Genomic DNA, 15,874 nt, shown 5'->3' on the forward strand with positions numbered 1-15,874 from the left:
CCAGCCCTTTCTCTTGAATTTGAGGCTTCGCCGCGCTGGCACACCGCTTGCTGACACTTCGTCACTCAACTCCGTCAACGCGCGACAAGACGCGTCAACATCAGATGAGGAAACCCATGGAGATCGGCTATTTCACGATGCCCTCGCATCCGCCGGAGTGCGGCCTCAAGGAAGGCAACGACTGGGACCTGCAGGTCATGCGCTGGCTCGACGAGCTTGGCTACCAGGAGGCCTGGGTCGGCGAGCACCACACCGCGCCTTGGGAACCCAATCCCACGCCGGACCTCTTGATCGCGCAGGCCTTGATGCAAACCAAGAAGCTTCGCATCGGACCGGGCGGCTTCCTGTTGCCCTATCACCACCCGGCCGAGCTCGCCAACCGCGTCGCCATGCTCGACCATCTCTCCGAAGGCCGGCTCAATTTCGGCGTGGCGGCGAGCGGGCTGCCGAGCGACTGGGCGATGTTCAACGTCGACGGCATGAGCGGACAGAACCGCGACATGACGCGCGAGGCGCTCGAGATCATCCTGAAACTGTGGACCGAGCCGGCGCCCTTCACCCACAAGGGCAAGTACTGGACGGTGACCAAGCCGGACACGATGTTCGACTTCCTCAAGCCCCATATCAAGCCGCTGCAGGCGCCGCATCCGCCGATCGGCGTTGCGGGCCTTTCCAAGAACTCGGATACGCTGAAGCTTGCCGGCGAGCGCGGCTTCATCCCGATGAGCCTCAACCTCAACCCGGCCTATGTCTCGAGCCATTGGGACTCGGTCGAGATCGGGGCCGCCAAGACCGGCCGCAAGCCGAACCGGCAGGACTGGCGTCTGGTGCGCGAGGTGTTCGTCGCCGACACCGACGAGGAAGCGTGGAAGCTCTCGACTGGCGACATGATGGGCCGGATGATGAGCGAGTACTTCCTGCCGCTGCTCGGCCATTTCGGCTTCAAGGATTATCTGAAGCACGCCCCTGACGTGCCCGACAGCGACGTCACGGTCGAATATTGCGCCAAGCGGAACTGGATCGTCGGCTCGCCCGCGACGGTCGCCGAGAAGATCGAGAAGATCTACGACGAGGTCGGCGGCTTCGGCGTGCTGCTCGTGTTCGGCTTCGACTACAAGCACAAGGCCGAGGCCTGGCACCACTCGCTCGCGCTGCTGAAGAACGAGGTGATGCCGCGCCTTGGGCATCTCGGCTCCGCGAAGAAGGCGGCTTGACACAAGCATGATCCGGAAAAGTGCATAGCGGTTTTCCGAAGAGATCATGCTAGACTCTTGGCGCCGGGTGCGGCGCGATCGTGCCGCACCCGCTTCTATTCTGGGAGATTTCCGCGTGACGGTGGACGCGAAGGACTTCAAGCAGGCGATGCGCCAATGTGCCGGTGCGGTAGCGCTGGTCACGGTGGGCGCCGAGCACGGCAAGCGCACGGGGCTGACGGTGACCTCGGCCTGCTCGTTGTCGGACAAGCCGCCCTCGCTGATCGTCTGCGTCAACCGCAACGCCAGCGCCCATGCCCGCATCCGGGAGGAAGGTGCCTTCGCCATCAACTTCCTGCACGAGGATCACGCGCTGCTCGCCCTCACCTTCAGCGGCCAGAAGGGCGTCGACGGCGACGATCGCTTCGCCTTCGGGCAATGGACGCGTGGCGTGACCGGCGCACCGGTGCTGGCGGACGCGGTGGCCGCGTTCGACTGCGTGCTGGCGCAGGAGTTCGAGACGACGACGCATTCGATCTTCGTCGGCGAGGTCCGCAGCGCTTCGCATTCCGCTGCGGCCACGCCGCTGGTGTACCTGCGCAGCAATTTCCACACGCCACGAGAACTCCGCGAGAACGTGACGATCGGCGATCTCGACGCACGACATCTGAGCTGGACGGATTTTTCGTAGGACGAGTGCTCGCTTTCTTCCTTCTCCCCTTGTGGGAGAAGGTGGCGCGAAGCGCCGGATGAGGGGTATCTCTCTGCAAACTCACCAGAGTCATACGCGGAGAGAGACCCCTCACCCGTCTCGCCGCGGCGCGGCGAGCCACCCTCTCCCACCAGGGGAGAGGGGAAGAAAGAGCTACTGCGTCGTCTCGATCTTCAGCTGCTTGATCTTGCGATAGAGCGTCGCGCGGCTGAGCTTCAGTGCGCGCGCGGCTTCCGTCACGCGGCCATCGTGCTTACGTAGCGCCGCGACAATCGTCGCACGCTCGGCTGCTTCGAGATCAGGCTCCGTCCGTCCGCCAAACGGCGGCAGATCGAGATCGGCATCGGTGATGACGCCATCTTCCGCCGTGCAGCCGGCGAGCCGCAGCACGTGGCGGAGCTGGCGCATGTTGCCGGGAAACGGGTAGGCCGCGAGCTGCGACCATGCCTCCTCCGAGAGCCGGCAGCTCGGCGCCTCCTCGCGCGCGATCTGGCGGATGATGTCGTCGCGGTCGGCGCGCTCGCGCAAGGCGGGCAGGCGCACTTCGATGCCGCGCAGGCGAAAATAGAGGTCGGCGCGGAAGGCCCCCGCTTCCGCCATGCGGCCGAGATCGCGATGCGTGGCGCTGATCAGGCGAATATCGACGGTGACGGGCTTTAGCGCGCCGAGCGGCCAGACCTCGCGGTTTTCCAGAACGCGCAACAGGCGCGTCTGCAAGCCGATCGGCATGTCGCCGATCTCGTCGAGGAACAGCGTGCCGCCGTCGGCCTGCACGATCAGGCCCTTCGAGCCCTCGCGCCGCGCGCCGGTGAAGGCGCCCGCCTCGTAGCCGAACAGCTCGGCGTCGATCAGGCTTTCCGGCATCGCCGCGCAATTGAGCGCGACATAAGCGTTGCGCGCGCGGTTGCTCGCACCGTGAATGGCCCGCGCGAACACGTCCTTGCCGACGCCGGTCTCGCCATGCAGCAGCACCGGCAGATTGTGGTCGCCGATGCTCCGCAGCCGTTTGACGCTTCGGATCAGGCCGGGGTCGCGGCCGGCGAGCCGGTGCAACGCATCAAAGCGATCGACTTGCGCATCGCGGCGCGGCGCATGCGATCTCGCACGCAGGGGCGGAGCAACATGCCCCTGCCCCAACGGACGGCCGTCGCCATGGCGCAGCTCGACGATCTCGCCGCTGCCACGCGCAGCGTGATGGTCGAACTTGAGATAGCGCGACAGGTCGATGCCGGAGGCGATCATGCCGTCGGTGAGGCCGAGCAGCGCACGCGCCGAGCGGCAGGCCCCGACGATACGGCGGTCGTCATCATAGGCGACGAGGCCGCTGCCGCCGTCACCGGGCACGGTGGCGATCCAGGCATTGCGGAAATGCCCGCGGAAGATCGCACCCTCCATCCGCCGCGTCGCCTCCATCGTCACCGCGAGTGCAAGCTGATGCGCGGCGCGCTCCAGATCCTCACGGCAGGAGGTGATGTTGACGGCGCCGGCGAGCCGGCCGACCGGATCGAACAGCGGCGCCACCGCGCAGGAGAACATGTGCCATTGCGCCCGAAAATGCTCGTCGCGATGCACCAGGATCGGCTTCTGCTCGGCCAGCGCGGTGCCGAGCCCATTGGTGCCCTCGCAAGCCTCGGCGAAGTTCGAGCCGGTGTAGATCTTCCAATCCAGAAACATCCTTGCATCGGCTTCGCCCGGCAGACGGCTGAACAGCATGGTCGCGTTGACATCGGCGAGATTGACGCAGTAGCCGGCGTCGTGCAGCACACGGGCGAGATCGTCGAGCTCGGGCGTGACGAGCCGGATCGTCTCCTCCATCGGCTCGGCGACATGGCGGATTTCGGCTTCGGTGAGCGTCTGCGGTGGGCCCTGGCGGGCGGGATCGAGCTTGTGGTTGACGAGGCAGCGCCGCCAGGAACTCGCAATCCGCGAGGAGGCATCGACGTCGGCCACATGATTGGCGACGGACAAGACACGGGCGACATGGTTCGAGGCCGAGAGGCTGGCCATCGCGGACGTCTCCACCCTGTATTATTGTGCAAAGTCTGGCAGCAAAGGCGGGGATGTCAATCGGGAACCGGGAAAGCAGCTATTGCTGCACCGCCCTCACCACGTGTCGATGCACGGCCGCTTCTTCGCCGTCCTCGGCTCGGGCTTCGGCACCGTGCGCAGACCGGCCATGATCCAGCGCCGCGTCTCGGCCGGGTCGATGACGTTGTCGATCTCGAACACGGAGGCGATCGAGACCGCCTTGCCGTTGGCATAGAGCTCGGCGACCTTGTTGCGGTAATAGGTCTCGCGCTCCTCGGGATCGGCGATCGCCTCCATCTCCTTGCGGAAGCCGAGGCGGACGTAGCCCTCCAGGCCCATGCCGCCGAACTCCCCGGTCGGCCAGGCCGCGGTGAAGAACGAGGCGTGGAAGCCGCCGCCGATCATCGATTGTGCGCCGAGACCATAGCCCTTGCGCAGCACGATGCCGAACAGCGGCACGGTGAGGCTGGCGCCGGTCACGAACATGCGTGAGACGTGGCGCACGATCGCGGTCTTCTCCGCCTCGGGGCCGACCATGAAGCCGGGCGTGTCGCACAGCGAGACAACAGGCAGATCGAAGGCGTCGCAGAGCTGGAGGAAACGCGCAGCCTTGTCGCCGGCATCGGCATCGATTGCGCCGCCGAGATGGCGCGGATTGTTGGCAATCAGGCCGAACGGCTTGCCTTCGATTCGGATCAGTGCGGTGATCATGCCGACGCCGTAGTCGCGGCGCAGCTCCAGCACGGAATCCTTGTCAGCGACGAGGTCGATCACGCTGCGGATGTCATAGACGCGCAGGCGGTTCTCGGGGATGGCGCGGCGGAGCAGGCGCTGGTCAGCAGCCTCCCAATCCGCCACCGCACCCTGGAAATAGGACAGATATTTTTGCGCGACTCGGGTCGCTTCCTCCTCGTCCTCGACCAGGATGTCGATGACGCCGTTCGGCGACTGGAATGATACGGGGCCGACCTCGGCCGGATGATAGACACCGAGGCCGCCGCCCTCGATCATGGCAGGACCGCCCATGCCGATCGAAGCGTTCTTGGTGGCGATGATGACATCGCAGCAACCGAGCATCGCGGCGTTGCCGGCGAAGCAATAGCCGGAAACAACGCCGACGACAGGCACAAGGCCCGAGAGCCGCGCGAACTGCACGAAGGACGGCCCGTCGAGGCCGGTCATGCCGAGCCGGTCGGTGTCGCCGGGCCGGCCGCCGCCGCCTTCGGCATAGAACACCAGCGGCACGCGCCAGTCTTCCGCCAGCGTCAGCATGCGATCGATCTTCTTGTGGTTCATGTGGCCCTGCGTGCCCGCGAGCACGGTGTAGTCATAGGCGACGACGATGCAGCGCGCGCCTTCGGGCCCGAACTTCTCGGCATTGACCGTGGCGACGCCCATGACGAGGCCGTCCGCCGGCGTGTTCTTGATGAGATCGTCGAGCTTGCGACGGCGGCGCTGCGCCGCGATCGCGAGACTGCCGTACTCCATGAATGAGCCGTCGTCGACGAGCTGGGCGACGTTCTCGCGCGCGGTGCGCTGGTTGGTGTTGCGGCGGCGCTCGACCGCAGCGGGGCGGTTCTCGTCGAGCGTGTTGGCCTGGCGGGCGATCAGCTCGGCAAGATCGGGACGGATATGGTCGAGATCGATGTCGGCTTCTGCCGTTGTGCTGTCGGCGGCGACATCGAGCGGCTCGAGATAGAGGATCGGCTCGCCATGCATCAGCGTGACGCCGTCACCTGCGACGAGTTTTGTCACCCGCCCGCCCTGCTCGGCCATGACGAGGTGCTCCATCTTCATGGACTCGATCACGGCGAGTTGCTGGCCGGGGCGGACGATCTCGCCTTTCTTCACCTGGATGGTGACGATGGTTCCCTGCAAGGGCGCCGCGACCATCACCGTGCCTTCGGGTACGGCTGGCGCGACATGCACCTCCGCGCTGTGACCGGCGCCACGCTCGGCCGCGGCGAAGTAAAGCGGCTTGGCGGCACCATCCGATGCTTCCACGAGCCTGGCAATGTTGCGGTCGATGAAATCAGTCGCGATGCCGTTGGTCCTGAAATCGGGATGTGCGAGCACCGCCTGAAGAAACGCGATGTTGGTGACGACGCCATCGATCCGGAACTCGCGTAGCGCACGCGAGGCTTTCGCGACGACGTCATGCCAGGCCTCGCTCGGCGTGTGCACGATCACCTTGGCAAGCAGCGAGTCGAACGCGGCGCTGGTCTTGTAGCCGGCATAGCCGAAACTATCGACGCGCACGCCGGGGCCCGACGGCGGCTCGAATACCGCGAGCACACCGCCGGTCGGATGGGTGGCGCCTGACACGTCCAGCGTCTCCATGTTGACGCGCAGCTGCATGGCATGGCCGCGCGGCTTCGGGATCGATGCCTGCGCAAGACCGAGCGAGCTCAATGTGCTGCCTGCGGCGACCGCGAGCTGGGCGCGGACGAGATCGACGCCGAGCACCTCTTCGGTCACGGTGTGTTCGACCTGGAGACGCGGGTTGGCCTCGATGAAGGCGAAGCTGTCCTCGGCGGTTCCGTCGACCAGAAACTCGAACGTGCCGAGATTGTCGTAAGACGCGGCGCCCGCCAGCTGCTTTGCCGCTTCGATGATGCGGCCGCGCAGGGCATCGCTCAATGACGGGCTCGGCGCCACCTCGATCAGCTTCTGGTGCCGGCGCTGGATGGTGCATTCGCGTTCCCAGAGATGGGAGATCGCACCATGGCGGTCGCCGATGATCTGGACCTCGATGTGGCGCGCCTGCCGGATCAGCCGCTCGGCATAGACGCCCTCGAAGCCGAACGCCGCCTTGGCCTCGGATTGGCAGCGCGCATAGGCTTCCGAAAGATCGGACGCGTTCTCCACCACGCGCATGCCGCGGCCGCCACCGCCCGCCATCGCTTTGATCACGATCGCAGCATTGCTGCCGAGCGAGGTGAAGAATGCCGTGATCTCCTCGAGGCTGGACGGCCCGCTGGTGCCGGCAATGATCGGCACGCCGCAGCGTTTGGCCAGCTGACGTGCCGCAACCTTGTCGCCGAACAGCTCGAGCGCAGCCGGTTTCGGCCCGACGAAGGTGATTCCGGCGTCGGCGCAGGCTTTCGCGAATGCCGCGTTCTCGCTGAGGAAGCCATAGCCGGGATGCACGGCATCGCAAGCTGCGCTCTTGGCCGCCATCACCACGGCCTCGATGTCGAGATAGGCCCGTGCGCCGCGGCCGGGGATCTCGATCGCCTCGTCCGCAACGCGCCCGTGCAGCGACAGCGCATCGTCGGCGGGATGGATCGCGACCGTCGCAATGCCGGCATCGGCCGCCGCCCGTGCGATGCGGATGGCGATCTCGCCGCGATTTGCGATCAGGAGCTTCTTGAACGACATCGTCTCTCTCACTGGACGGCAGGAGGATTTGGAATGAGGTCCTGCTTCCTGACCTTGCCCGTTGCCGTCAATGGCAGCGCATCGATAATGCGGACTTCCGGAACCTTGTAGACGGCCATGCGCTCGGCGCACCAGGCGCGCAGTTCCTGTTCTGAGACCGTACCGATCGCTTCCGGCTTGAGCTGGATGTAAGCAACCGGCACCTGGCCCTTGTCCGGATCATCACGGCCGACCACGCCCGAGCCCAGCACCTTCGGATGCTGCCCCAGCAACGCCTCGATCTCCGGCGGAAACACGCTCATGCCCTTGACCTTCAGCATCTCCTTGCGCCGGCCGAGGAAGTGCAGAAAGCCGTCCTTGTCGATGGTGCCGATATCGCCGGTGCGCAACCAGCCGTCGACGAGCGATTCCGCCGTCGCCTCGGGCTTGTTCCAGTAGCTCTTGAGCAGCGACGGCGTACGCACGCGGATCTCGCCTTCGGCTCCCAGCGGCAGCAGCGCACCGGTCTCGAAATCGGTGATCTTGAACTCGGCGCCGGGGACCGGCAGGCCGACGAAGATCGGCTGGCTGTTGAGGTCGAAATCCCCGTCCTGAAAGCCAGCGGTGAAAGTATTGGAGGTGTGGGTCTCGGTCATGCCCCAGGCCGCCTCCATCAAGATCGTGCCGGTGAGGTCCTTCCAGCGCCTGCGATAGCCGGCGTTGAGCTTCTTGACGAAGGAGACCACGCGCACCTGTTGCAGCGACGACAGGTCGAACTCGCTCCAGCGCGGATGGTCCATCATCTCGACCGCGCTGTCGACCGGCATCGCCGTCATCGTGACCTTGTACTTGTCGATCGCCGCCATCGCGCCGACAGCGTCCCAGCGCGCGAGCAGAACCAGCGTGCCGCCCGAGAACAGCGGGAAGATCAGACCGGAATTCTCGCCCGCAATCCAGAACTCCGGAAAGAACGACAGGAACACGCTGCTCTCATCCGAGGGAAACGAGATGCCGTAATTGGCGGCGGCCGTGTAAACCATATCGCGATGGGTATGCACGCAGCCCTTGGGCATGCCGGTGGTGCCGCCGGTGTAATTGAGCGCAGCGACATCATCGAGGTGGGGCGGCGGCAGCGGGGTCGGTGCGGGCAGTGCCGCGAGCGCCGGCAGGAGATCAGTTGCGCCGGAGACCGCAACGCGCGGCGTGCGGATCGAGTCCGGCGCGGGAAACGCAGGCGCCGCCGGCACGACATCGGCGAAGCTGGTGACGATGATCTCGCGCAGGCGCACCTCGCCGCGGACCTGATCAACGATAGGAATGAGCTGGTCGAGCGCGACGATCACCTCGGCCTCGGTGTCGTTGAGCTGGTAGGACAATTCGAACGCGCGCGACAGCGGGCTGATGGGAACGTGGATCGCGCCGAGCTTCAGGATGCCGAAGAACACGACGTGGAATTGCGGGCAGTTCGGCAGGAAGACGGCGACGCGATCGCCCTTGCGCACGCCCTTTGCCTGCAACAGCGCCGCAAAGCGATCGCTCTTCTGATCGAGATCGGCATAGGTGGTCACATGCCCGTAGAAGATCACCGCGGGCCGCTCCGGACTCCGCTTTGCCCAGGTGCGCAGATATTCCGTCAGGGGAACTTCGCCGTGCAGATAGTTCGGCGAGCGCGGCAGGCCCTTCGGCCAGGCCTTGTCCCACAGGCCGCGCAAGGTGGCGAGGTAGTCATTCTCGTCGAGGCCCGTGTTCATGACGTCCTTCCCGTGTTGCTTTTCTTTTCGCGAGGGACGCAAGGCAGCATCGCTCGACCTCGTTACACGTCGAGCACCGCAGAGTTGATGTCAAGGAAAACAGTTTTCCGCAGCACGGCCGATGCCGCGGCGCGGAAAAACCAGAGGTTACGCCGCGACGAGACGAATGATCCGTCGCACGGCAGATGGGATCGGGGCGATGATTGGCGCCGCGAACATCGGCTGAAGCTCGCGCGCCGCTTCACCCAGCGGCCCGCCGCCGATGATGACCGCTTCCGCTCTGTCTCGCACAATGCAGGCCTCAACCGCGCCGGCGAGCGCTGCGCGCAGCTGCGCCGGATCGCGCATCAGCTGTTGCGGATCACCATCGGCGAAGCGCGTGCCGGTGTAGCTCGCGCGCAAGCCCAGCGTATCAGGCAATGCATCGATCTTCGCTTTCAGCAACGGCGTCGTGGTCGCCACGCCGAACCGGCGACCGTTCCCGGCGGCTTCCAGCATCGCGGATTCGCCGATGCCGACGGCGGGCAGCTTCATCGCCGCCTTGATCCCGGCGAGGCCAGGATCACCGAAAGCCGACACGATGACGCCGTCGCACTCGCCGTCACGGAGACGCGCGATCTCCTCGGCCTCCAGCGCAGCCGCCTCCAGCGCGTCCGCCGAGACGATCATCGTGGGCGCACGCGTTGCCGTGGCGCCGACGATGTCGAAACCATCGGTGGCAGCGGACCTTGCGATCGCCACCATCATCGTGGTGGTCGCCTCGTTGCTGTTCGGATTGATCAGGAGGATGCGCGCGCGTCGATCGGAGTTTTGGCCCATCCTCCCGTTATACTAAGCCGCCCGCACGCCCGCAACGAAGGCGCTGACCTCGTCCTGCAGCGATTGCAGCTTGTGCGTCAGCCGGCCGCTCGATTGCAGTACGAGGCCGGCGGCCTGTCCGGTCTCGGCCGTCGCGTCGGTGACGCCGGAGATGTTGTGCGAGACCTGGTCGGTGCCGGAGGCCGCCTCCTGCACGCTGTGCGCGATCGCCTTCGTCGCGGCGCCCTGCTCCTCGACCGCGGCGGCGATCGACGAGGAGATCTCGTTGACCTCCATGATGGTGGCGCGGATGCTCTCGATGTTGCCGACGACCTGATTGGTCTCGGCCTGGATCGCGGTGATCTGCGCGCCGATCTCGTCGGTCGCCTTCGCGGTCTGACTCGCCAGCGACTTCACTTCGCTCGCGACCACCGCAAAGCCCTTGCCGGCCTCGCCCGCGCGCGCCGCCTCGATGGTGGCGTTGAGCGCGAGCAGATTGGTCTGCGAGGCGATCTGGTTGATGAGGTCGATGACCTCGCCGATCTTGTGCGCGGCGGCGGCAAGGCCCTGCACGGTGTCGTTGGTGCGCTGGCCGTCGGCGGCGGCCTTGTCGGCCACTGTCGCGGCCTGCGCGACGCGCTGGCTGATCTCGGCGATCGAGGCCGATAATTCGCCCGCGGCCGAGGCCACCGTCTGCACGTTGCTCGAGGCCTGTTGACACGCGGTGGCGACGAAGCTCGCACGGTCACTCGCCTTGTTCGCGGTTTCCGACATGCCCTGCGCGGCCTGCTGCATCGCGCGGGCCTCGTCGAAGACGTCTCGAACGACGGCCTGGACGCTCGCCTCGAACTTGCCGGCGAGATCGGTCATGGTCTTGCGCTTCTCCTCGTCGGCCTTCTGCTTCAGCTCCTGCTGCTCGGCATGCATCCGGCTCACCGCCGATGCATTGTCCTTGAACACGGCGAGCGCCTTGGCGAGGCCGCCGACCTCGTCGCGGCGGTCGGTGTAGGGCACGTCGAAGGCGCTGTCGCCGGCGGCAAGGCGCTCGGTCAGCGCGGTGATCCGGGCCAGCGGCCGGGTGACGCTGCGGCCGATCAGGAAGGAGGCGCCGAGCACCACGACCAGCACAGCGAGACAAATATAGGCGAAGGTCATCGCGTTCTGGCGGAAGGCGGCATCGACATCGTCCAGATAGATGCCGGTGCCGATGATCCAGCCCCAGGGCGCAAAGCCCTTCACATAGGAGATTTTCCCGACCGGCTGGTCGAAGCCGGGCTTCGGCCAGAGGTAGCCGTAGAAGCCCGCACCCTGCTTGTTGACGACGTCAACGAAGCCCATGAACAGCGCATTGCCGGCGGGATCCTTCATCCCGGACAGATCCTTGCCGTCAAGCTCGGGCCTGATCGGATGCATGACCATCTTGGGGGTCATGTCGTTGATCCAGAAATACTCGACCTTGTCGTAGCGCAGACTCTTGATCTCGGCCATCGCGCCGCCCTGCGCCTGCTCGCGCGAGAGCTTTCCTTCGCCCTCGAGCTTCTGGTAGTGCGCCAGGATGCCGTAGCCAACATCGACCATCTGCTGCGTCTTGGCCTGACGGTCGGCGACCATCTGCGTGCGCAGGGTCGAGAGGGCGACCGGCGCCAACGCGATCATGCCGAGGAGGCTGATGCCGACAATCAGGACCAGCTTGAAACTGATGCGGGAGAAAATCATCGGTGCTCACAGGAATTGGAAGGGCTGATATGCCAGATTATCCCGCGTCTCTTAGCAAAGCTTTAAGCATTCGGGTTCCCGACACTCCGAAATTTTGCGGGTTACCGGCACGCTCGTATGGCCACGAGACAAGCAAGACCGACCTCACCCGAGATACGAATTCTTCCAATCTAGAACACCTCGACATCGCCTCTCCGCGCGTTGACTTGGAGAGCTCTCTGGCAGAACGATCGGCGCAGATCATCCGCGCCAGCGCTGGCGTGAGCGCAGCCGGAGGCCGAAAGCACAATGCATCGATCGACATACACCAGGCCCGTCGACCTTCCTGCGCTGAGCGCAGCGGAGCGTCTCTTCATCTGGGGATTTCGGGCGAAGGCGCGTAGCGGAAGCGCCGTCCCGACGGCGGCCGATATCCAGCAGGTGTACGACCATTTTCGCGTCGGCGATGCCGTGCTGTCGCTGGATTCCATCATCGAGATCTTTGCCTGCACCGCGCATACCGCGATCGAAGTGCACTGCCCCACCTGTCCGCGCATGTCCGACAGCGAGCGCGGAATCTTGCGCGCGATTGCCGCGGCCCAGCAGGACCGCGTCGATGTCGCGCGCGAGCAGTTCGAGCGCTGGCTGCCGCCGATCGGCGCCGATTGGGCGCTCGCGCCGGTCCTGGGGCTTGCGACGATCTTCCGCATGGCCGGCCTCGTCCTGCCCGACCGGCACGTGCAGCCTGTCGAGCATGACAGGATTTTGGCGATGAAGAGCTGGTTCGTGGGCAGCGCGACGTTGCATTGACGAGATCGTTCACGATGCGGGCCAGTTGCGATTCTGCGCCGACGTCGGACGCTGGTGAGCCGCTGCTCTGTCCACTCCAGGCCGCGCTTGCGACCCGGCCGGACATCGACAGCTACGATGATTTTTCCCGCCTCGCGCTGGCGCTGCTCCGCTTCATCGGAGCGGCCTATGCGACCGGCGCATCGGATTGCTGGGAAGCGGCCTATCGCTTTGCCGAGGAAGCGCCCGGCATTGCCGACAGCCCGCTGCTGGTCGCGCGCGCGGCCGCGCTCGTCAGGATTCTGCGCAGGGAGCGGTCCTGCGAGCTGTGCTTCATGCCGCCGTCCTGCAGGCGGCTTTCCAAGGACGAGGCGGAATTGATGCGACTGCTGGCGGTCGCGCGCCGCAAGCCCCCGGGCGAGCTCGAATCCACCGTTGGCCAGCTCGTTGGCTCCGGCAAGGAGGATGCTGCGACACGCGCGGTCAACGCGCTCGCGCTGTGCTGACACCTATCCGCCATTCCTGCCGAGCACGAGATCGATCGTGTGCGCGGCGATCTTGCGCAATTGGGGCTCGTCCCCGAAGGCACGCTCGAGCACGGCGAGGCCGCGCGTCACGGTGACGATGTGCAGCGCCGCAGCCGCGGGATTGCCGTCGAACTCGCCCCGCGCCGCGCCAGCGGCCAACGTGTCCTGAAGCAGTGTGGTGATGCGCGAGATCAGGTTCGCAAAAGCCTGGCGCGCGTTGTCGTCGAGCCCCTCGCCTTCGGCGCCGCCGAGCTCCATCAGCCCGCGCGTCGTCGGACAGCCGCGCGGCGGCGTGCCCGAGCGGAGATTGGTGATGGTTAGATCGAAGAAGGCGGTGAGGCGCTTGCGCAAGGAACCTGCCCAGAGCGCCTTTTGCAGCTTGGCGAGATAATCCCCCGCGTAGCGTTCATAGGCCTGCAGGAATAGCGCCTCCTTGCTGCCGAAGGCATTGTAGAGACTTCCGCGCTGGACCGCCGCATCGCGCGCAATGTCGGACAGCGAGGTGCCGCGCACGCCCTTGCGCCAGAACTGGTCGAACGCGATGCGCAGAACCTCGTCATGATCGAACTCGCGCGGTCTCAAGCTTGGCTCCGCAAAGTATTTGACATGCCGTCAAGAACATGCTTTCTCGACATCGTGTCAAAAACTGATCGAGATTGATAGTCCGTTTTTCTCAATTGGCCGAGCCGGCGGCGTTCACATCGCCGTGTCGGACGGGGCCGCATGCAAAGGGCCGCGTGATGCCTCTCCTCCACATTTCGATGCGCGCCGGTAAGCCGCAAAGCTACCGGCAGGCGATTCTGGACGGACTTTACCGCGCGATGCGCGAGGTCCTGAACGTGCCCGAAGGCGATGCGTTCATGGCCATCACCGAGCATGAGCCGGCCAACTTCCGCTGCGGCAATGCTTACGGCGTCGAGCGCAGCGAAGACGCCCTGCTGATCCAGATCACCGTGTTCGCCTCGCGCACGGCCGAGCAGAAGAAAGCGCTGTATCGCCGGATCGCCGACCTGCTCGGCGAGAACCCGGGGATCAGGCCCGAGGACGTGTTCGTCAACGTGCTCGACGCGCCCAAGGAGAACTGGTCCGTCGGTCACGGCATCGCGCAGTTCGCGTGAGGTGCACGGCGACGGATTGCCGGTCGAGGACTGAGATTCAGCTTCCCGCATGCGCACCGTGGTGACGGTGATACGCGCTCGGGGTAGGCCAGGTCCAGCCTTTCAGGGCCGTTCGATCCGGCTCGAAGATTTCGATCTTGAGCGGATGGCATGCCGCGGCATCGCTGGAATGGGTTGCGCTGCAGTCTCCACCCGGACAGGCCGACAGCGCGCCGAGCAGGTCGATCTCCGCGAAGAGCTCGATGAAGTCGCCGGGGCGGACCGGACTTGCCTTCATGAAATATTGGTGCGTATCCCCAGTGAAGCCGGTGCACATGAAGACGTTGAGCACGTCGTGGACATGATGCTCCACTGCGGCCGGATCCGCCTTCAATTCGGTGGCGAGGGCGCGGGACAGGTTGGAGTGACAGCAAAAATCGTAAGCCGTGCCGTTCAGCAGGAGATTTGTGTAGGGATCGCAGCGCGTGCCGATCACATCGTGAATGCCGGCGCCGTCGGCGTCGAAGCCGTACCAGCCAAGCGTATCGTGGCTGATGGTCGCCATCGGCCGAAGATAGGGCATATTGCTCCACAGCCGGTCACCGATGCCGACATGCGTGCCATGGAGCGCCCGCGTCTTGCCGCTGAAGAAGCGCTCGGAGAGATCGTCTGCATTCCAGAGATTGAGGTCACCGACCTGAGGGCCTTCGATGCTCACGATGCGGAAGAACTGGCCGCGCGCCACGCGAAAGGCACGGGCATCGCGTGGCGGCACGATAAGCTCGTGCGTCTTGACCGCGGCACGGCGGATTGCTTCGAGCGCGGCCATGTCCGGCCCGGGCATCGTCCCGGCCGGATAGACGATGGCCGGCTTGGCAGCGCGGCGCGAGGCAGCATCAGCGGGGGCGGGTGGCATATTTGGCGGCATAGTTCGGCCTCGGAAGAGGAGAGGTGGTGGCTAATGGCGGAAGCGGTTGACCCTACCCCCTCACCTCAGCCGCCGGCAACGCACGCCTCCATGACTTCATCGAGCTCCACCTTCGAGAGCATGCCAAGCTCGGCAATGAAGACGATGCGCGTCCGCGCCGCGCCCGGTGTCGGCGCATCGCCAGGCGCCAGGGTCGCGCGGCCGGCGGCGAACTGAAACACCATCGTGCGGCCGGGCTGCTCGATGGTTTCGAACAGGCCCTTGGCGCGCGCCAGCTTCGGCGCAAGGCGGCTGATGGCCTGCTGCAGGCGCGGCAGCGAGACCGGCTTATCCGAGGTCCAGCTCAGTGCCTCGAAGCGCTCCTCCGCCGGCCGTTTCGGTCCCACCTCGCGCGGCGCCGGAGCGCGGTCGGCACCGGCGGGAAACAGCAGCGCGGGCGGAATCTCGCCGTGCTGTGCCTCGACCACCACCGCGGGCACGCGCTGGGCGCGGATGGCGTCACGCATCCGCACCCCCGCGCCCGCGCCCGCCAGATCCAGCTTGCTCAATGCCACGATATCGGCGACGCGCAGCTGCGACCGCATCAGCGCGTCGTCCAGAGCCGAAGGCGGTGTCCCTGCGTCCAACACGCAAAGCACCGTCTCCAGCTGCGCCTCGCGCAGGATCACGGGGTCCATTAGGTTGCGCACGATGTCGGCGGGATCGGCAACGCCACTGGTCTCGATGACGATACAATCGGGCTTGGGATCACGCCGCAGCAGCGTCGAAAGCGTGCGGAGCAGATCGCCCTCGAGCGAGCAGCAGATGCAGCCATTGGCAAGGCTGACCACGCCGTCGCTCGCGCCCGCGATCAGCTCCGCATCGATGTTGATGGCGCCGAAATCGTTGACGACGGCAGCGATCCGCCGCCCCTCCGCATGCGCCAGCAGATGGTTGACGACCGTGGTCTTGCCCGCCCCCAAAAAGCCCGTCACCAGGAGAATGGGGACCGGCATG

General features: G+C 65.7%; 13 protein-coding genes. 5 read left to right on the forward strand and 8 right to left on the reverse strand.

Annotation, left to right across the window (positions count from 1 at the left end; genetic code table 11):
* Positions 1-116 precede the first annotated feature (116 nt).
* Both I6F16_RS28740 and I6F16_RS28745 read left to right on the forward strand, forming a co-directional pair.
* Entirely contained in the window at positions 117-1,214 is a 1,098-nt protein-coding gene (locus I6F16_RS28740) for an LLM class flavin-dependent oxidoreductase (RefSeq protein WP_225113937.1), read from the forward strand.
* Between the two features lie 115 nt (positions 1,215-1,329).
* Entirely contained in the window at positions 1,330-1,884 is a 555-nt protein-coding gene (locus I6F16_RS28745; RefSeq protein ID WP_225113893.1) for a flavin reductase family protein, read from the forward strand.
* Between the two features lie 174 nt (positions 1,885-2,058).
* Here the strand turns inward: I6F16_RS28745 and I6F16_RS28750 are convergent, their stop codons facing one another.
* The 5 genes from I6F16_RS28750 to I6F16_RS28770 form a co-directional block, all read right to left on the reverse strand.
* Positions 2,059-3,912 (reverse strand): sigma-54-dependent Fis family transcriptional regulator, encoded by a 1,854-nt coding sequence (locus I6F16_RS28750; RefSeq protein ID WP_225113892.1) that lies wholly within the window; start codon positions 3,910-3,912, stop codon positions 2,059-2,061.
* A 96-nt stretch (positions 3,913-4,008) separates the two neighbouring features.
* A complete protein-coding gene (locus I6F16_RS28755; protein ID WP_225113891.1) occupies positions 4,009-7,314 on the reverse strand; it encodes a carboxyl transferase domain-containing protein in 3,306 nt (1,101 codons plus the stop codon).
* Between the two features lie 8 nt (positions 7,315-7,322).
* Complete coding sequence (locus I6F16_RS28760; protein ID WP_225113890.1) at positions 7,323-9,044, reverse strand: AMP-binding protein; 1,722 nt, start codon at positions 9,042-9,044, stop codon at positions 7,323-7,325.
* A gap of 147 nt (positions 9,045-9,191) precedes the next feature.
* Entirely contained in the window at positions 9,192-9,863 is a 672-nt protein-coding gene (locus I6F16_RS28765; RefSeq protein ID WP_225113889.1) for an aspartate/glutamate racemase family protein, read from the reverse strand.
* 12 nt (positions 9,864-9,875) lie between these two features.
* A complete protein-coding gene (locus I6F16_RS28770; RefSeq protein ID WP_225113888.1) occupies positions 9,876-11,558 on the reverse strand; it encodes a cache domain-containing protein in 1,683 nt (560 codons plus the stop codon).
* A gap of 288 nt (positions 11,559-11,846) precedes the next feature.
* Here I6F16_RS28770 and I6F16_RS28775 point away from each other — a divergent pair, with 288 nt between their 5' ends.
* Together I6F16_RS28775 and I6F16_RS28780 are read left to right on the forward strand one after the other, a co-directional pair.
* Positions 11,847-12,347, forward strand: a complete 501-nt coding sequence (locus I6F16_RS28775; RefSeq protein ID WP_225113887.1) for a hypothetical protein — start codon at positions 11,847-11,849, stop codon at positions 12,345-12,347.
* A gap of 14 nt (positions 12,348-12,361) precedes the next feature.
* A complete protein-coding gene (locus tag I6F16_RS28780; protein WP_225113886.1) occupies positions 12,362-12,832 on the forward strand; it encodes a hypothetical protein in 471 nt (156 codons plus the stop codon).
* A 3-nt stretch (positions 12,833-12,835) separates the two neighbouring features.
* Here I6F16_RS28780 and I6F16_RS28785 read toward each other — a convergent pair whose 3' ends face one another.
* Positions 12,836-13,435, reverse strand: coding sequence for a TetR/AcrR family transcriptional regulator (locus tag I6F16_RS28785; RefSeq protein WP_225113885.1), 600 nt, complete (start codon positions 13,433-13,435; stop codon positions 12,836-12,838).
* 158 nt (positions 13,436-13,593) lie between these two features.
* On the opposite strand from I6F16_RS28785, the gene I6F16_RS28790 reads away from it, so the two are divergent.
* Entirely contained in the window at positions 13,594-13,971 is a 378-nt protein-coding gene (locus tag I6F16_RS28790; RefSeq protein ID WP_036028785.1) for a tautomerase family protein, read from the forward strand.
* A gap of 37 nt (positions 13,972-14,008) precedes the next feature.
* On the opposite strand, the gene I6F16_RS28795 is transcribed toward I6F16_RS28790, so the two are convergent.
* Positions 14,009-14,878 (reverse strand): DUF1989 domain-containing protein, encoded by an 870-nt coding sequence (locus tag I6F16_RS28795; protein WP_225174191.1) that lies wholly within the window; start codon positions 14,876-14,878, stop codon positions 14,009-14,011.
* 65 nt (positions 14,879-14,943) lie between these two features.
* Positions 14,944-15,873, reverse strand: a complete 930-nt coding sequence (locus I6F16_RS28800) for a GTP-binding protein (protein WP_225113883.1) — start codon at positions 15,871-15,873, stop codon at positions 14,944-14,946.
* Between the last annotated feature and the right edge of the window lies 1 nt (position 15,874).

Origin of the sequence: Bradyrhizobium sp. IC4060, from assembly GCF_020193715.1 — a bacterium.
GTDB lineage: Bacteria > Pseudomonadota > Alphaproteobacteria > Rhizobiales > Xanthobacteraceae > Bradyrhizobium > Bradyrhizobium yuanmingense.